Origin of the sequence: Thermogladius sp. (assembly GCF_049970955.1) — an archaeon.
Classification (GTDB): Archaea; Thermoproteota; Thermoprotei_A; order Sulfolobales; family Desulfurococcaceae; genus Thermogladius.
Genome location: NZ_JBMFLY010000022.1, coordinates 1 through 17,360 on the forward strand (window position 1 = coordinate 1; position 17,360 = coordinate 17,360).

At 56.6% G+C, this 17,360-nt stretch carries 15 protein-coding genes and 1 tRNA gene; 7 read left to right on the top strand and 9 right to left on the bottom strand.

Annotated elements, in window-relative coordinates; genetic code table 11:
* The 3 genes from ACP5VX_RS04200 to ACP5VX_RS04210 form a co-directional block, all read right to left on the bottom strand.
* A partial coding sequence (locus ACP5VX_RS04200) for an ABC transporter permease (protein WP_428724644.1) occupies positions 1-1,710 on the bottom strand: 1,710 nt, incomplete at its 3' end.
* Positions 1,707-2,621 carry an ABC transporter ATP-binding protein gene (locus ACP5VX_RS04205; protein WP_428724645.1) on the bottom strand — a complete coding sequence of 305 codons (915 nt, stop codon included), beginning with the start codon at positions 2,619-2,621 and terminating at the stop codon, positions 1,707-1,709. The genes ACP5VX_RS04205 and ACP5VX_RS04200, both read right to left, overlap by 4 nt.
* Before the next feature lie 60 nt (positions 2,622-2,681).
* Positions 2,682-3,491 carry a phosphoribosyltransferase gene (locus ACP5VX_RS04210; protein ID WP_428724646.1) on the bottom strand — a complete coding sequence of 270 codons (810 nt, stop codon included), beginning with the start codon at positions 3,489-3,491 and terminating at the stop codon, positions 2,682-2,684.
* A 91-nt stretch (positions 3,492-3,582) separates the two neighbouring features.
* Between ACP5VX_RS04210 and ACP5VX_RS04215 the strand changes: the two genes are divergently transcribed.
* Both ACP5VX_RS04215 and ACP5VX_RS04220 read left to right on the top strand, forming a co-directional pair.
* A complete protein-coding gene (locus ACP5VX_RS04215; protein WP_428724647.1) occupies positions 3,583-4,041 on the top strand; it encodes a hypothetical protein in 459 nt (152 codons plus the stop codon).
* A complete protein-coding gene (locus tag ACP5VX_RS04220) occupies positions 4,041-5,678 on the top strand; it encodes a DEAD/DEAH box helicase (protein ID WP_428724648.1) in 1,638 nt (545 codons plus the stop codon). The genes ACP5VX_RS04215 and ACP5VX_RS04220 overlap by 1 nt, the downstream gene beginning before the upstream one ends.
* Here ACP5VX_RS04220 and ACP5VX_RS04225 read toward each other — a convergent pair.
* Both ACP5VX_RS04225 and ACP5VX_RS04230 read right to left on the bottom strand, forming a co-directional pair.
* On the bottom strand, positions 5,675-5,884 hold the full coding sequence (locus tag ACP5VX_RS04225; RefSeq protein WP_428724658.1) for a hypothetical protein: 210 nt from the start codon (positions 5,882-5,884) through the stop codon (positions 5,675-5,677). The genes ACP5VX_RS04220 and ACP5VX_RS04225 overlap by 4 nt on opposite strands.
* Before the next feature lie 65 nt (positions 5,885-5,949).
* Positions 5,950-6,429 (bottom strand): HIT family protein, encoded by a 480-nt coding sequence (locus ACP5VX_RS04230; RefSeq protein WP_428724649.1) that lies wholly within the window; start codon positions 6,427-6,429, stop codon positions 5,950-5,952.
* A 98-nt stretch (positions 6,430-6,527) separates the two neighbouring features.
* Here ACP5VX_RS04230 and ACP5VX_RS04235 point away from each other — a divergent pair, with 98 nt between their 5' ends.
* A complete protein-coding gene (locus ACP5VX_RS04235; protein ID WP_428724650.1) occupies positions 6,528-7,295 on the top strand; it encodes an A24 family peptidase C-terminal domain-containing protein in 768 nt (255 codons plus the stop codon).
* A gap of 3 nt (positions 7,296-7,298) precedes the next feature.
* Here the strand turns inward: ACP5VX_RS04235 and radA are convergent, their stop codons facing one another.
* The 4 genes from radA to ACP5VX_RS04255 form a co-directional block, all read right to left on the bottom strand.
* Positions 7,299-8,267, bottom strand: coding sequence for a DNA repair and recombination protein RadA (radA, locus tag ACP5VX_RS04240; protein WP_428724651.1), 969 nt, complete (start codon positions 8,265-8,267; stop codon positions 7,299-7,301).
* 222 nt (positions 8,268-8,489) lie between these two features.
* Entirely contained in the window at positions 8,490-9,077 is a 588-nt protein-coding gene (locus ACP5VX_RS04245; RefSeq protein ID WP_428724652.1) for an ASCH domain-containing protein, read from the bottom strand.
* A 15-nt stretch (positions 9,078-9,092) separates the two neighbouring features.
* Complete coding sequence (locus ACP5VX_RS04250; RefSeq protein WP_428724653.1) at positions 9,093-10,931, bottom strand: threonine--tRNA ligase; 1,839 nt, start codon at positions 10,929-10,931, stop codon at positions 9,093-9,095.
* A gap of 181 nt (positions 10,932-11,112) precedes the next feature.
* Positions 11,113-11,748 carry a TFIIB-type zinc ribbon-containing protein gene (locus ACP5VX_RS04255; protein ID WP_428724654.1) on the bottom strand — a complete coding sequence of 212 codons (636 nt, stop codon included), beginning with the start codon at positions 11,746-11,748 and terminating at the stop codon, positions 11,113-11,115.
* Positions 11,749-11,877: 129 nt separating this feature from the next.
* Here ACP5VX_RS04255 and ACP5VX_RS04260 point away from each other — a divergent pair, with 129 nt between their 5' ends.
* The 4 genes from ACP5VX_RS04260 (at position 11,878) to ACP5VX_RS04275 (ending at position 17,358) form a co-directional block, all read left to right on the top strand.
* Positions 11,878-12,495: a proteasome subunit beta gene (locus tag ACP5VX_RS04260; RefSeq protein WP_428724655.1), complete on the top strand. Its 618-nt coding sequence runs from the start codon at positions 11,878-11,880 to the stop codon at positions 12,493-12,495.
* A 96-nt stretch (positions 12,496-12,591) separates the two neighbouring features.
* Positions 12,592-16,521 carry a S8 family serine peptidase gene (locus ACP5VX_RS04265; protein ID WP_428724656.1) on the top strand — a complete coding sequence of 1,310 codons (3,930 nt, stop codon included), beginning with the start codon at positions 12,592-12,594 and terminating at the stop codon, positions 16,519-16,521.
* A gap of 42 nt (positions 16,522-16,563) precedes the next feature.
* Positions 16,564-17,226, top strand: a complete 663-nt coding sequence (locus tag ACP5VX_RS04270; RefSeq protein WP_428724657.1) for an endonuclease V — start codon at positions 16,564-16,566, stop codon at positions 17,224-17,226.
* 57 nt (positions 17,227-17,283) lie between these two features.
* Positions 17,284-17,358, top strand: a tRNA-Arg gene (locus ACP5VX_RS04275).
* Positions 17,359-17,360 lie beyond the last annotated feature (2 nt).

Genomic DNA, 17,360 nt, shown 5'->3' on the forward strand with positions numbered 1-17,360 from the left:
GGCTTTCCTGAACTTTAACCAGCCTATTACGAAGGGCACAACGATCCACAACACTGCCGAGGCTACGACCAGTAACGGGTTAACGACGGACCCAACGCTTTTAGGCTCGATGCTGAGACCGTTGTGGATCCCGAAGTAGTACTGGGAGAAAGATGTCGGGCCCAGAGGCGAGAGGTAGTACGATATGTACGTGTTCACCCGGAGCCTCTCGTAGAGGCCAGGCCCTATCCCCTGCATTTGGGTCACCACGAACACTATGATCTGGTAGAGTATAGTGAATAGCAAGTACGCTGCCACGGCTAGCGCGATGTAGGCTCCTCCCCTGGTAGAGCTCGCGATAGCGTAGCAAAGGCTGTAGAACGCTATCAGGGAAGCGGCCAGCCCGGCGAAGAGCAAGAGGTAGGAGTACAGGTCGAAGTAAACCCCAATCAGGGCGTGCAGCGTCAGCATTGTTGATGCGAAGAACAGCAGGGACGACGCCAGAGCCACTAGTACGCCCGCTACAAACCTCGTTATGTAGACGTCCAGGCGGGTAATAGGCCTCGCCAGGAGGAACTCGAGGGAGCCCGACGACCTGGGCTTAGCCAGGTATACGTAGGCTAGGTATATCATCAGGATAGGGAAGAACGTCGAGAAGGGGGCTACCCCTACCGTCCCGGCCAGGACGCCCGCCACGATCTTACTCATAGACACACCGCTCACCGTGGACACCAACGGGTTAGCGTAGCCGACTATGACGCAGCTGCTGTTACGCGCCACTAACAACACGTGTAGTGACCCAACTATGTCCTCGCCAGTAGTCGTCGTGACGCTCCGGAAATCCCACACTATTTTCTCGAGCTCGCTAGAGTTCGCTACATTAAACCTGACCAAGTTCAGGCCTGGCGCGACTTCGCCGAGGGGTATCAGGTAGGAGGCGAGGTTGCCGTAGTCAACTTTGTCTGGGAGACTTGTGGAGTTCGGTACCAGGTAGAGCTTGTAGGTTAAGTTGTCCCTGTCTAGTAGAAGGACCACAGATACAAGCTCGTACCTGCCCTGCCCGTAATTAACCAGTAAGAAGGCTGTATCAAGGTACTTGTCCGACAACGTCCTGCCTTGTAGTGGAGTCGGAATTATTACCCCAGGAGGTCTCGTTTGGGGTATTAACTCCTTAATAGGGATCGAAGTCTCGTTCAGGCAGTAGAACGCCCAGTTGGCTGGGGGGCTGAACGGGATCGAGCTCGCCACGTAGACGGTGTCGTTGTCGAGAGTAAATGGTCTACTATACGATGTGGTGAAAGAGTAGCTACCCGTCTTAGTCGTGACATCTACCTTTAAGTACAGGCTAGACTGGTTGTCAAACTGGCCGATCGGGCTAGTCAAGTTTTTGGACACGGAGATCTTGCCGTACCCGGTGACCACGCCGCTGTCTAAGACAGTGGTCTCGGGTGGCGTATTAGGCTTGGAAAACGTGAAATTACCCAGCTCGTAGAATATACCCCCTTCCGTCGGTTTGAAATCTGGCGCCAGCAGTAGCGCCTCGAGGTAGAACTGATTTCTAGCGGGGCTTACATACGAATATAGCGCGACGTAGGTAGTCCCGGGCGTAGTGGCCAGGGTGCTGGAGGTCAAGTAGGCGAGCCCTACCCCGGCTAGGACAAACAATGATAGTGCCACTATTACGGATAGTCTTAGAAGACCTCTCTTGAAGTCGTAGAGCACGGGGTTCACGGACTCTCGGCCTCCTTAATCAAGCTGAAGAAGAAGTCTTCGAGACTCCTCTCCTCTCTCCTAACCTCCAAAACGCCGACACCGTTCTTGACGAGCTCGGCGACGACCTCTTCCACGCTGCCCGAGGGCCTCCTAACGAGGATTCTACCCCCTTCCAGGACGACGGGCTCGCCGAACCTGCCGAGTATCCTGAGAGTGTTTTCGTCCACTCTACTTAAGGCCAGGTAGATTCCCGGGCTAGCCTTGCTCTTGATCTCCTCCATCGCGTGTACGCCTATTATCCTACCCTTGTGTATGAAGACGACTCGGTCTGCTATGTCTTCAACCTCGCTCAGTATGTGGGATGAGAAGAGGACCGCTTTACCCTTCTTCCTGAACTCCTTAGTCAACTCCCTGAAGAAGGCGATCCCCTGCGGGTCTAGGCCGTTCAAGACCTCGTCGAGTATGAAGTTAGGCGGGTCGTTTATCATAGACACGGCTAGGGCAAACCTCTTCTTCATCCCCTGGGAGTAGGAGGACAGCTTCATGTAGAGGGCGTTACCCAACCCGAACTCCTCGAGGAGCTCCCTGCCGAGCTTCCTAGCCTCTGTGCCAGTAATCCCGTAGTAGCCCGCGAGGTAGACGAAGTAGTCTAGCGCCCTGAAATCCGTCTCGAAGATAGGTAGCTCGGGAACCCAGCCGACTCTCCTAGATGCGGCCCTCTTCTCCTTGGTCACAGAGTAGCCGTCTACAACGACGTCCCCGGAGTCGGGCGGCAGCACCCCGACAGCTATTCTAATAGTGGTCGTCTTACCGGCCCCGTTGAGGCCGACGTACCCGACTACTTCGCCATTGGATACTTTGAAAGACACGTCCTCGAGAACCTTTTTGCGCCCAAAAGACTTGTGCAGGTTCAGAATCTCGATCGTCAACTGTGAAAGTCCCTGCGGAGATCTTACCTCACGCTGGGTATAAAAGTGTTTCCTCAAGGGCTAGCTGACGGGCGGCGGTATTATAGTGAGAGTTTTAACCGGGTAGTCTTTGAGCCTCTCTTTCCACATCTCGCCTAGCCCTAGTATCACTATTATGTCCGATATGGTCACCCTCGCCTTCTCGAGCATGTCTATTACAGCCCTCATGGTCTTACCCGAGTAGACGACGTCGGCCAGTATGAGGACGAAGTCTTTCCTACTCAGCATGTCCTTGTCCAGGTAGAGGGCCTCGGCCTCCTTCGGGCTCCTCACTACTATAGAGCTGAAGTACTGGACGCCCGGGTAGCTCCTCCTTTTGACCAGTATAATGGGCGCACCAAGCTCCATCCCCAGGAGTGTGCCTAGAGGTAGCACGGACTCGGCCGTCACGACGATCTTAGTGATGTTCGTCGGGACCAGCTCTAGTAGTAGGACGATGGAGAGCAGCCTGATGACGTAGGGGTCTTTGAGGACCCTCGACAAGTCTATGAGGGTGCTCTTCTCGTGTTCTACCAGCTCTCGTAGTAGGTGGTTTATGTCTATCGAGAGGGTCAGCTTCGAGAGTATGTTGACGGCCTGCTCGTAGCTGGGTATTATGTTCCCTCTCACGTACCTGCAGAGAACGGATTCCGGTATGCCCGTGAGCATGGAGAGGTCCTTGTAGGACAGGTTGATCTTCAGGAGTCGTAGCATCTCGTTAGCCAACAGCCTGATCTTCATCCTGTTGGCCTTCGTAGTACCGTAGACTCTGTTAATGTTGCTCATCATTTGAGATACTTCGCTGTCGAGGGGTTTTCTCACGACTATCGAGGTTATCGAACTCCTGACCATGCTACCGACCTTCTCGTCTATGATAACTTTAATACGGCTAAATAAAAACTTATTCAAAGTGGGATGAGTGGGGTCTTAAGTACCGACCTTGATGAGGAGAAACCCACGCTACGACCGGTGGGTTGAACTGGTCGAGTTAAAGTTCGACGAGGCGTTTACAGAGCTCGGTATCAGGGTCGAGACGGTATACGAGAAGCTCCTTGAGAGCGTACTAGAAGGGCTGGACTACGTCCTCGTCTGCGGCTCCTGTAGCGAGTGGGAGTACTGCGTGGTCTCCTCGATAACTTTCCAGGGCGACTACTTCGAGGTCGGCATGAGGGGGGCTAGAGTCTCGGTGAGCGAACAGCACCCATTCGATAAGCTGGTCGAGAGGCTCTTTGCGCTTTCGCGGACCATCGTGAAAAAGGGCGGTAGAGTGTACTTCTACCTCACCCCCGAATTCGCCAAGCCGGCGCGGCTCATGCTCTGCGGGGACAGAGAGCCCTCTGATATAAGAGTCGAAGGGGCGTTATTTGAGGAGAGAGAATTTATCGAGGGCGGGAGGGAGTAGTGGTCCTAGTCAGAGCGAGCAAGTGGCTCAGCGAAGAGGACTTCCAGGAGCTACTCAAGGTAGCTAACTATATCGGTAGAACGGGGGGCAGCGTCTCCTTCGAGATCGACGTGGACAAGGCAGTATCGAACGGCTACACTTTCGAGGACGTCCTCAACCTGGTCAACGACCTCCAGCTAGAGGTCGAGGGATCTTTAGAGGAGCTGAGACGCGAGTTCGATAAGTTCCGTGTATCGGTGGATTACGACTCGTTGTCCGGCTACGTCCTGCTTCGAGTACCGCTGGGGGTCGTGGGCAGGGTCAAGGACAAGCTGAGGGAGATAGGTGCTAGGAGACTCGGCGTGCAGAACGGGCTTGTCGTGTACAGGCTACCCCCCTACATGCTACACACAGCCCGGATGGTCGTGGAGGCGTCGGGTTTATCCATCGAGGACAGGCAAGCTTTGACCGCTAAGAAGGAACTACCCTTCAAGCCCGAGCTCGTCAACGTAAAGCTGAGAGACTACCAGGAAGAGGCTCTCGCGAAGTGGCTCGAGAACAAGGGCACCGGTATCATAGCCCTGCCGACGGGGTCCGGAAAGACGCTCATAGGGGTGGCGGCCATCACGAAGATCTCCGAGAGGACCCTCATTGTTACCTACACGAAAGAGCAGGCTGTCCAATGGAGAGAGACGATACTGAAGTACACGAACACGCCCAGCCACATGGTAGGCCTGCTCTACAGCGAGGAGAAGAGGATAGCACCCATCACGATAACAACCTACCAAACAGGCTTCAGGATGATCAAGGAGATAGCGCCGCAGTACAGCCTCTTAATAGTAGACGAGGTGCACCACCTGCCCGCGGACAAGTTCAGGTTCATCGCCGTCCACGCCGTGGCACCCTACAGGATGGGCCTGTCTGCCACCCCGTACAGGGAGGACGGGAGGCACGAAGAACTGTTCCCGCTACTCGGGGGAGTGGTGTACTACAAGACGCCCGCCGAGCTGGCGGAGCAGGGCTACCTGGCGAGGTACGTGGTCTACACGGTGAAGACCAGGCTCCCTCCCAACGAGTGGAAGGAGTACCTCGAGTTGAGGACTATATTTGAGAAGTACGCTGCGGGCAGGACATTTGAGCAACTAGTAAACGACGCGTCTAGAGGGGACAAGTCGGCTGCCGAAGCACTCAGGGTCCACAGCAAGATCAGGGGGCTTCTCGCAAAGTCTAAGGCCAAAATAGAGAAGGCTGTTGAAATCGCCAGAAGCGAGCTCGCGAAGGGGAGCAAGATAATAGTCTTCACACAGTACGTCGAGCAGGCCGAGGAGTTGGCGAAGAGGCTTAACGCCTGGCTGCTGACAGGCGAGACGCCCGGTGAGGAGAGGAGGAGGGCCCTCGAGGAGTTCAAGTCCGCGAAGTCGGGTATACTCGTGGTCACGACGGTAGGCGACGAGGGGCTGGATATACCAGACGCGAACGTCGGTATAATCGTCTCCGGCACTGGGTCTAGGAGGCAGTTCATACAGAGGCTGGGCAGGATCCTGAGACCGAAGCCCGGTGGTGGCGAGGCCAGGTTGTACGAGATCGTCCTCGAGAAGACGAGCGAGGAGTTCCAGGCTAGGAAGAGGAAGAGCACCGGCTTAAGCGACTTCGCCTAGCTCTTCTTAACCTTCGCCCTAATAGACTCGAGCAAACTCCTGTCTATACCCATTCTCCTAACGATCTCGAGCACCTTATTGTACGCCTCCTCGTCGCTGGACGCCTCCACGTTGAAGACTATGTTCGTGCCCGACAACGCTATCCTGTACCTCGTCTTACCCAGGAAAACGTACTTTTCGACCAGGACTAGGTCGCTCTTCGACACCTCGCTCAATCAGCCAACCCCTTTATCATCACTCTTCAGCGATCGAGGACTTCCTCATGCAATCTCTAACTAGGCCAATTCTCCTTTAATAACTTGTAGACCTCGGATAAGGCCATGGGGAGAGTCTTGGTCTCGGCTACTACCGGCATGAAGTTGCTGTCGCCCGTCCACCTCGGGACGACGTGGACGTGGACGTGGCCCGGCACACCAGCGCCGGCGGGCCTGCCGATGTTAACCCCTATATTGAAGCCCTCGGGGTTGAGGGACTTCCTTATCGCGGCCATGCTCTTGTTGACAAGCTGCATTAGTTCTAAAAGCTCTTCGTCGCTCATCTTCTCGAGGCTGTCCACGTGCCTGTAGGGCGCCACCATTACATGGCCGGTGTTGTAGGGGAAGGTATTTAACACCACGAAGTTGAACCGCCCCCTGTAGACTATGTAGGCCTCGTCGTCTCTCGCGCTCTGCAGTTTGCAGAAGAGGCACTCCTGCGCGCCCGCCGCTGTCTTAACGTACTGGTACCTCCAAGGCGACCAGAGTATCCTCAAATGTAGGCACCCCGTCGCATAGCATATTTTTAGCTCAGGGCGGATTATATGTGTAGTAAATCAACAAAAAAGCTGTCCACGGACGGGAGTGGTCCCGTTTGACCGAGCTCTCGCTACTAGCAGTAGTCGAGTACGCTACTACGTTGCTCTTCCTAGCCCCCTTCTCCGTCTACGACTACAAGAAGAGGGACATCCCGGATAAACTCGTGTACTTGTTCCTAGCGGTGTCGGTGGTCTTCTGTTTCCTGAACTTCTACTTTGTGAAAGACCTCGTGCCCTTCCAAGCCCAGGCTCTCTACACCCTGGTGTCCGTGGTGCCTGTCCCGCTAGTGCTACTTGTCCTGGCGAGGCTGGAGCTCGTGGGGCTGGCCGACTTCTACGTGGTCACGTCGATCGCTGTCGCCTACTCCTCGCCTCTCAACTACCCCACTCTACTAGGTGGGTACAGCGTCCCCGTGCCTCCTATAGTCTACTCGGTCTTAATCTACGCCTTAATACTCCAGATCGCGGTCCACTACGCTGTTCTTGCTGTGAGATTGCGCAGGTTCGGGTTTAGGGTTCCAAAGGGCTTCAGCGCGTGGGACAAGGTCTTCTTGGCGATAGCGGGCTGGCCTATTACAGTGGGCGAACTACTAGAGAAAGACTACTACACACCTCTACAGGAGCCCTTCGAGAGCCCGCTGGGAGTAGAGTGGAGGCTTAAGGGACTAACGAAAATAGAGGACTCGGAGTTGAGGTCTAGAATCGGCGAGTACCTCGAAAGGGGGCTAATCAAACACGACGAGGTAGTGTGGGCCTCCTACGGCCACCCGCTAGTGGTCTACATATTGTTTGGCTTCATAATGTTCCTGGTAAGGGGCTTCTAGACCTCACTCCTCGGCGTCCCTAATACCCTCCTCCGTTATTACGAAGACTGCCTCCCCCTCTGGTAGGTGGGGGGCGTCGACGATCCTGGCTATCCTCTTGTTACCTTTCGACTTTCTCAGCTGGACTCTCACACCTGGTGTGTGCGCTAGTACGTGCCCTCCCACGGCCACGGTGGGGTCGCCGTAGAACACGTCGGGCCTGGCCATCACCTGGTTGGTTACTACAACCGCTAGATTGTACGCCTCCGCGAGCCTCATTAACTGGTGTAGGTGCGCGTTGAGCTTTTGCTGCCTCTCGGCCAGGTGCTCTCTACCAGGGTACTCTGCCCTGAAGTGGCTCGTGACGCTGTCTATCACCACGAGCTTGACGTTGTTCTTGGGCACGAAGCTGAATAGCTCCTCGACTATGCTGATCTGGTGGTCGCTGTTGTACGCCCTCTGGTAGAATATGTTCTCCATAGCCTTATCGGGCTCCAGGCCCACAGCTCTAGCCATCGCCTCGATCCTCTCCCACCTGAAAGTCCCCTCGGTGTCTATGTAGACCGCCTTCCCAGACAGCCCTCCCTTCTCGGGCGGTAGTTGCACGTTCACGCTGAGTTGGTGGCATATCTGGGTCTTCCCCGTGCCGTACTCGCCGAAGAACTCGGTAATGGTCTTCGTCTCAACACCTCCGCCTAGGATGTTGTCGAGCTCTCTACTACCCGTCGTTATCTTCTTTATAGACAGCCTCTCGTACTTCACGTCCTTGGCCGTCTTGAAGGTCAGCCCGAGAACCTTCCTCGCGGAGTCGATGAGCCTGGACACCGTTGTGGGGGGTAGCCCGGTCTTCTCCGAAACCTCCTCGGGCCTGGCGACTATCAGAGCCCAAACAGTAGTGTACCCGGCCGACTCGAGCTTCTCGGCTATTTGGGGGTTGACGCCCGGTAAATCCTTCACGTAAATGATCTTGCTAGAAGACCCACCCTCGCTCACGCTACCACCCTACCTATGTAATAGCTGTTTTTAAACCGGCTATTTACGTTAACTAGGCTCTGCCTCCTCCCGGTACTCTAGTATCTCGTGGAACGTGTTCCGGCGACAGTATGGGCAGTAGTGGAAAAGCTGTGTAAACTCCTTCTTGAGAGGGAAGCTTACCTCCAGCTTCCACGTGTTGCCGCACTCTTTACACTTTAGTAGCCAGTAGGGTATTCCTGGTCACCCCTTTTCCCGCAGTATACCCTTTTCGACCAACATTTTTAGTGCCCGGTTTAAAACGTCTACGACGACGCCCCTCTTACCAACATCGCCCAGTACCCTGGCGGCTGTCAGGTCTATATCGCCTGTCCTGGTCAGGTCCAAAAGGACTTTTGCCTCCGAGTCCGTTAGCACGTCTGAGAGATACCTTAAGGCTATCCGGGCTAGGACAACCGGCTCCAAGCCGCCGAACGGCTTACCGGTGTCGACGGTGTCGAGCCTTTTAACAACTCTTAAACCGATGACCGTGACGTACTCGTCGTCTCTTATACCAGGGTAGATCTTCCTCAACTCGCTCACGAGCTCGGCTCTGCTCTCAAACCCGTCTCTTCTAGCCTCGCTCTCGCTGATGTCTCTCAGTCTCTTGTAGTACACGTACTCGACTCTAGCTAGGGCTATCGGGCGCGAGCCCGCGTGTATTATTACTTGCCTGTATTTCGGCCTTACAATGCCCCTCCTGATAGTCGTCGTTTTAGAGCCCTCAATCAGCTTCTCCGCGTACTCCCCCCGGAAGATTATGTGCCTCCCGAGAAACTTCTTGGGCGGCATCCTCGGCTACTCTACTCACAGCTGGTAGCTCGCCAAAGGCCTCCTACTGACCAGGAGAGGTAGCGTGGGCTCTGTCCTGGGGTACCCCTTGACCTCTTCACCGAGCTTAGCGGCAAGCTCGCTCAAAGACATAGTGATGGTCTCGTTAGTCGCCCTCACCCTGACGCTGAGCGTCCCGCTCTTGACCTCTCTCTCGCCTATCACTACGATGTAAGGTATCCACTCTCTCCCCGCGTCTCTGATCTTCTTCCCCAGGCTCTCGTCTCTGTCGTCGACGTCCACTCGGTAGCCCTCGTCAGCTAGCGCCTGGGCCACCTTGATGGCGTAGTCTACGTAGTCCTTGGAGACCGGTATTACTCTAACCTGTACAGGGGCTAGCCAGGTGGGTATACTGGGCGTCCTCCCCTGCTTCTCCTCTAGCGCAGCGGTGTCTAGCAACATGTAGATGTACCTCTCGACGCCGCCGATGATAGCGGTGTGGATTATCACCGGGTGCTTCTTCTCGCCCTCGGGCGTCGTGTAGGTTATGTTGAACCTCTTACCGTTGCCTACGTCTATCTGGAAGGTCGCTATCTCCCTAGGCCTCCCGATGTTGTCTATTATGTGGTACTCCACGTTGAGAACCCAGTAGTAGATACCGCCCGGTATCACGGCTACCAGAACTGGGTAGTTCTCTCTCTTGACGAACTCAACTATGTCGTTGAAGTTGTTCTCGAAGAAGTCTCTCGAGACGTTGTACAGTGCTACATACCTCCTGCCGACCTTCCTTGCCTCCTCCATAATCTTCTCCTGGACTAGCTTCGACACCTCTATGGCCTCCCTGAGGTCTCTGGTCAGTATGTGGAGGTCCGGCATGTAGAACTTCCTAAGCCTGAAGCAGAGGTTGAGCTCGCCTCTCTGCTCGAGCCTGTAGCTGTCTGCGACCTCGAACATGCCGAATGGCAGGTCCTTGTAGCTTATGACCCAGTCTCTCAACATGGCGAACTGCTGGTGACAGGCAGCGTACCTCATGACGTACCTGTCCTCGTCTACAGCGACCTCGTACAGCCGGTCCCCGAACAAGAGCGCGTGCTCTAGGACAGGTCTCTCCTTCAGGTTGAACATGTTACTGCCCATAACCTTGAAGACGGGGATGCCTAGGCTCCTCACGACCTGCCAGCTGTACCTCATAACCGACTCCATTATAACCACGGCGTGGGGCCCGTACCTCATGTGGCCGTGGTCGCTCATCGGCTCCCACTCGAAGCCGAACTTCCTACAGTAGTCGTTCACCCTGTTCTCTCCGCCGGCTAGCTCGACCCCGAAGACCTCCTTGTCCACTAGGATCTTCAGGTCGGGGTACTTCGAGTAGTCGAACTCGGCCGGGTTGTACACTCTGCCCTCGGGGGTGACGATGTAGAAGGTCTTCTCCACAGTCCGCCTCACTACGCCTGTCTCCTGCTTCCTTATGGTCTTGGACAGCTCGCTGAGGGGGTGGCCGTAACACTCTAAGGTGAACTCCTTGTACCAGCCGAAGGGGGCTCTCTCTACCCTCAGACCCCTCTCCTTTAGCTTGTCGGCGAACTTCCTGAGGACGTCCATGGCTACTGGCGGGGGAGCCAGCTCGCTCGACAGGTGGGCGTAGGGGTAGACCACTACAATACTGGGCTTGAGGCTGGAGGCCGTCTCGTAGACTTCGCTGGCAGCCCTCTCCGCCACACTCTCGTCGTCGCCCTGCTCCACTGTCGAAAAGACTACTAGTGCGTTCTCGAAATCGCCTGTAGCGCTCGCCTCGCCGAGGCTCTCCGGCTCCTTGACAGCCGGCTCCCTCACCTTGTACGAGAACCTCTTGGCGTGTATTAGAAGTAGCCTCAAAACCCATCCCTTTAAGGCTTGATGCATTAATGAGCGAGGACTCATTTAATACTTTGCTTTCGCTGAAGAAGCTTAATAGCGTGTGTCGCGTTCGTAGTAGTTGGTGATGAACCCCTAAAACGCGAGAGATGAGCGGACCTGTCTCAGCTGAGAGGAGTCTTACGAGGGGGCTCAGCCTGCACTACGCGGTGGTATCCAAGGAGAGAACCTCGCCGACTACTACTCCCGGCATCTGAGAGAGGCCGCCGTTCTTCCCCAGGAGTTTCACGGCGATAGACTTGAGGCGCTTGTAGCTCGTACTGCTGATGTTGAACACCTTGGTTACGAAGTCCTCGGGGGGCACTACTCTCGTTGAAGCCGCGTAGGCCACCATGTACGCTAGCGCGTACCTGCCGCGAAGACTCCTGGAGAGGAGGGCGGGGTTCTCCCTCCTAATGATCTCGAGCCCTCTCTCCACGTAGGTCTTCACCCCCTCCTTCTCAATGTTCTTCTCCGCCACTATAGACGCCTTGCTCTTAACCGTGTTAACAAACCTGCCTGTCTCGAGGACCTTGTCTGTGTCGACTACCATCCAAGGCTTCTCCTTGGCGATCTTGTAGGCCTTGTTGTACAGCCTGAGCCTGAACCTGTACGTCTTCCTGTCGATCACGCTCCTCGGGCCACGCCTCCGCCCGCGTACTGCCTCGCCCTCGTCGGTGTCAGGTGCGTGGGCGTACTCGTAAACCCTGTCTACGACGAGGCCGCACGCGCTACAGACCACGAAGCCCTCCTCGTAGTCCCAGACGAGGCTGGACCCGCATACAGGGCATTTCTCCATTGCGACACCAAGCTAGCATACGTTAGCCGTTGTTATTAGAGGAGATTTCAACCGAGGGGAGGGGGAGGGTTGGGCGAAAGTATTGAGCGGAGTTCGTTTATTAACCTTGTAAAGTCTATCATTAGCAAGGTGGTTGTATTGGAGGCTGTTCTACCAGGCACAGTGATCGGGATCAAGACCAGCAGCGGCGTGGTCCTGGCCGGCGAGAAGAGGATGACCTACGACGGCTTCATCTTGAGTAAGAGCGTAAGGAAGCTGTTCCCGATCACCGAGCACACAGCGGTAGGGTTCGCGGGCTTAACGGGGGACATGAACTTCCTGTACAGGGTCCTCAAGACCGAGGCAAAGAACTACGAGCTCGAGCACGGGAGGGAGATCAAGACCAGGAGCCTCGCAAAGTTGCTCTCCATAATCCTCTACAGTTACAAGCTCTTCCCCATGCTAACAGAGGCAGTGGTGGGCGGCTTCGACGAGGCCCCGAGCCTTTTCGTGCTAGACCCCGTAGGCAGTTTGCTAGAGGAGAGGTACACTGCGCTGGGCTCGGGCTCCCAGCTAGCTCTGAGCATAATCGAGCAGAGCTACAGGGAGGACATGCCGCTCGAAGAGGCGAAGAACCTGGCTATCAAAGCGGTCTTGGCCGCTATAGAGAGGGACGTCTTGTCGGGCGACGGCGTCGACGTCCTAATCATAACTAGGGAGGGTATTAAGAGCGAGGAACACTTGCTGGCCAGGTCCACGACCCGCTGAGGGAAGACCCTTCCGCTTTTCTAAGGCCGTTGGTGAAAATTTATTTACTCGACTCAAGCCTAAATAATTAGTCGAGTGGGACAGGTGTACCTCTATATGAATATACGCGTGAAGGCAGTTTTCCCTATACTCTTCCTGGCTATAGTAGTACTACCCCTCCTTACAGTAGTGCCGGTGAGCCAGGCGGCAAACCTGCCTCCAAGCAGGGTCACGGACGTGAAGAGCCTGCTAGAGGTCTTCGATAGCCCCAGCCCCAAGGTTGTAGACGCGCAGGAGCCGGGCGTCCAGGTCGTAACCAGCGGTGGCTCACAGGTATACAAGCCCTTCATCCTCGTGGCGTACAAGCAGGCGCTCTCCTACGTCAGGGAGTACGCTAAGATAAAGTACTACGTCCCGCTACCCAACGGCGTAGTAGTCGCGCACGTGGTTGTCTCGAGAGAGGGGCTCGTCAAGCTAGCCGGGCTACCCGGCGTCTTGAGTATCATGCCCTCACCCTCCCTGGAGGAGCTGTTCTCGGACCGGGCCAGGCTTAAGTCGATGGCGTTCGAGGACAAGAGCCCCAGCCAGGTCGCTGGCTCTGGCGGCTACGGTACTTTCTCGAGCCTAGACGTACTAGGCGTGAAGAGGGAGTGGTCCACCTACGGCTACAAAGGTAAGGGAGTGATAGTTGGCATAGTGGACACCGGTGTAGACTTCACCAACCCCGAGCTCGGGCTAGACGCGGTCGCGAGGGACTCCTCCGGTACACCGCTCGTGGTAGTCAACGACGAGCACATAGCGCTGACGCCCATTACTGTTGTGAGAGACGCTAACGGCTACCTGAACACGAGCGGCGCTATCGTCCCAGTGTTCAGCACCCTCTACTCCGGTCTCTACTACGGGTATCCATACGTATACGCAGTAAGGGTGACGGTCAACTACAAGGCTCCGCCTGTGAGTAAGAGCGGCGTCTACAAGTTCGGCTTCCTAGAGTGGTTCTTCTCCGACTCGCTCACAGGCTACTACGTAAGAGTCAGGGTACCCACTCTACTCGTGGACGCCGACACTCCAGGAGTGTACAACGCCGTGATGTTCGACTTGTCTTCGGCGTTCTACGCCTTGTCCGTGACCATGAGGAGCCTGGAGAACAGCACGCTGGGCACAGTGTTATGGGTTGCCCCGAACCCCGCCTGGCTAGACTACAGCTTTAACGACGAGCAACTCTTCAAGCTGGGCGTAAACGACGTGGTCGGCAGGGACTTCAATGGTGACGGCATTATAGACTTCGGCGTCGGCGTGATAGCGGGCGCTTACATAGACTCGTACGGTCTAGCGGACTACACCTACTCGTACCCCACTTTCACGTTCGGCCAGCCAGGCGAGTACCCCGGCTTAGACCCCAACGGTAAATACGTCGCTATACTGACGGACTGGGAGGGGCACGGCACTAGTGTGGCTACGGTTATCGCCGCTAGGGGCAGGCTCAACTACACAGGCTACGGCGGCGTGTACAAGCTATACGGTGTCGCGCCCGAGGCCAAGCTATCTGCCGGCACAGGGTTCTTCTTCGGAGACCTGATACCGGTCGAGTACTGGCTGGGCGGCTGGGACTGGGTCTACGACCCGACTTACGACGCCCTCCTCCCAGTGCCCAGCGGTGTGAGGAGGGCCGACATAATCAGCAACAGCTGGGGCTACATAAACCTGGCTAGGTGGGGCCACCAGGGTCCCGGCATGGACTACCTGTCGGCCGTCTTCAACCAGATAATATCCGTCAACCTGCTGATCAACCACAACGTAACCATAGTGTTCGCGGCTGGGAACTACGGGCCGGGCTACACGACTATATCCGCACCCGGTGCCGACCTGTTGATAATAGAGGTAGCCGCTTCCACGAACATGGAGTACTTCAGGTTGTACGGCTTCCCGCCCGGCTACAGCGGTGATATAGTACCCTTCAGTAGCAGAGGGCCCAACGCGCTCGGCTACCCGAAGCCCGACGTCGCTGCCATAGGCGCGTTCGAGTGGGCCGGCGTCAGGACGGTCGACGGTAGAGGCTACGGCGTGATAGGGTACGACGAGGGCGCCGGCGGGGGCTTGACGCTATTCGGCGGTACAAGCGAGGCGACACCCTTCACTAGCGGCGTCCTAGCCCTAGGCGTACAGGCCTACATGTCCAAGTACGGCTACGTGCCATCCCCCATAGAGCTCAAGGTGCTGCTCAAGAGCAGCACGAACGACTTGAAGTACCCCGCCCTGGAGCAGGGCAGCGGGCTGGTCGACGCGTACAAGCTGGTATCCACGATACTGAGCGGGGGCATGACCGCGTACCTGACGCAGCCGATAGCTTCGGCCTTCACCGAGAACTACGCTAACGTGTACGGTAGCTACACGGGTGTTATAGCGGGCATGTTAGCCGACACGGCGCTGTACGCCGTAGTCCCGCCGGGCTCCACCTACGACTTCACGATAAACCTGAAAGGACAGGGCCCAGCTTTCGCGAGAGCTGTGTGGTACCAGCTCGTTAGGGAGGTACCCCTCTACAGCGGCGTGTACTACTTCACCACGAGGTACTTCGTACTGCCCAGGGCGTACTTCGCTGACGCGGACTACGTAGAGTTCTACATAGTCTTCCAGAACCTGTCCTACAACCCGCCATACTACGGCATGTTGCCCTCGAGCAACGGCTACATGATCAGGGCGGACGCCTTCGACTACTACAACGGCAGCTTGTACAGGCTGACCACGGACGCTAGGGTAGCGACCGAGGACAGGATCCCCGTGGGCAACGTGATGCAGAGAGTTAAAGGAGACCTTGTACTGAGGCTCAGGCCGAACCCGAGCGTCCCCGCCCCCACGCCCGTTGTTGTCAGTATAGTTGCCAGGGTGTACAAGGAGGCGCCGTCGTACTTAGTGTCGTTCAGTCTACCGTACGCCTACGTCAACGGCACGGGCTCGATAAAGGGTAGAATAGTGGTGCCCTCGACTCAGCCCCCAGGAGTCTACGACTTCAAGATACAGGTGTACACGTCCAATAAGATAATAGTGATACCGGCCACAGTAGTCGTACCGGCTGTACTAGACTCCACGTGGTACGTCAGGCTAGGCGGCTTCAAGTCGGTGCTGTCGTACGACTCCTACACGCCGGTCGGCCTCGCAGACCCTGCCTACGGCAGGTACACTGAGAGCCTCGACTGGAGGATGATACCTGTCTACGTGTCAGACCCGAGGATAGCCGGCATTCTACTGATGGCCAGGTGGTCTAGCGGGCCCGCCACCTCCCTCGAGCTACTGGTCCAGCCGCCGGGAGGCTCATTCCTGCCTTCAGGAGACCTCAACCTGTTCTCGGGCTACAAGCTCGCGGCGTCGATAGGCTACGTGTACAACCCGAGCCCGAGTGACCAGTTGAGCGGTTTCTTGAGGCTCTACGCGCCCGTGAAGTGGAGTACGCTACACGCCTACGCCGATATACTCGCACACTACAGGATAACGGTCTCGCCGACGAGCTACAGGGAGACGATCATACCGGTGACCTACGCGTATCCGGGCGTCTTGAGCGGGCTCTACAGGATCCTGGTAGCCTTCAACAGCTACAGCGGTAGGCTCCTCTACGACCCCGTCACGATAGAGATAACCGTGGTGAGGGCCTACCAGGTCAAGACACAGACCTCCAGCGGGCTGAGCGTGACAGCCTACTTCACCGCGCCCTCGATAACGTTCCCGCTACTAGGCGCTAAGGCCTACGCCGTCACAGACGGTAGTGTAGCCGGCGCAAGCCTGAGTACCATACCTCTCGGCACGAGGACGTTCCAGAACGGCTCAACGGCTACCGTGCTGGCGGGCCAGGGCTACTACCTGGGCGCCTCGAGCAACGGCATCAACTACTACGTGTCCTACACGGTCTCCTCGGCGAGCTACGTCGAGACTGTAATGGTACTACCCAGCTGGACGTGGCACGCGACAGGCCTCTACTACTACAACACTACCTCGAACAGCCTGGTAGTCTTCAGCATAGCGTACAACGCGGTCATCACGACCGGCTTCTAAACCTGAAACCCTTTTTTCCCGGCACCCACATTCTCTCACTAGATGGTGGAGTTGTTCGACTACAGCAGGGCGACCAGGTTACAGAGAGAACTGTTTAAACAGGTCATTGCGAGCGTAGAGAGGCCTCTCTTCCGCGAAGACGAGGCCCGGCTCGTCGCGGGGCTGGACGCTTCGTATACGCGGGGCCTCTCGGTCGGCGTTGCGGTGCTAATGGACTTACACGAAATGCGGGTGGTCGACAAAAAGTACGCGGTTGTAAGAGCGGGTATACCGTACGTACCGGGGCTACTCGCCTTCAGAGAGGCGCCGGGGGTTATAAGAGCACTGCTAGAGCTCGAGAAGAAGCCGGACGTGTTAATGGTCGACGGGCACGGTCTAACCCACCCCAGGGGCTTCGGTATAGCCTCACACGTCGGGCTCGTGACCGGGATTCCCAGCGTAGGGGTGGCGAAGAGCAGGCTATACGGGGAGGAGAAGGTGGAGGGCGGTGTCAGGTACGTGTACGCCCACGGCGTGAAGGCGGGCGTCGTGGTCGAGCACGGAGGCTCGGAGCTCTACGTTAGTATAGGCTACAGCGTTACACTAGAGCAGGCCGTGAGGCTCGTCAAGAAAACCCTCCTAGGCCACAAGCTACCAGAGCCGCTCTACCAGGCAGACCTGTACTCGAGGGAAGTCAAGAGGCTCTTGGATAGAAAGACTCCTTGAAAACCGCGGGGCCGTCTCTGCAAGTTAAAATTGGGCCTAATAGATGAGAGTTAAGTAGGGCCCGTCGCCTAGCTTGGATAGGGCGCCGGCCTGCGGAGCCGGAGGACCCGGGTTCAAGTCCCGGCGGGCCCGCT

Coding starts and splice junctions, on each gene's coding strand:
- ACP5VX_RS04270 (WP_428724657.1), top strand. CDS start 16,564: ATGGTGGAGTTGTTCGACTACAGCAGGGCGACCAGGTTACAGAGAGAA.
- ACP5VX_RS04215 (WP_428724647.1), top strand. CDS start 3,583: ATGAGGAGAAACCCACGCTACGACCGGTGGGTTGAACTGGTCGAGTTA.
- ACP5VX_RS04210 (WP_428724646.1), bottom strand. CDS start 3,491: ATGGTCAGGAGTTCGATAACCTCGATAGTCGTGAGAAAACCCCTCGAC.
- ACP5VX_RS04245 (WP_428724652.1), bottom strand. CDS start 9,077: ATGCCGCCCAAGAAGTTTCTCGGGAGGCACATAATCTTCCGGGGGGAG.
- ACP5VX_RS04265 (WP_428724656.1), top strand. CDS start 12,592: ATGAATATACGCGTGAAGGCAGTTTTCCCTATACTCTTCCTGGCTATA.
- ACP5VX_RS04255 (WP_428724654.1), bottom strand. CDS start 11,748: ATGGAGAAATGCCCTGTATGCGGGTCCAGCCTCGTCTGGGACTACGAG.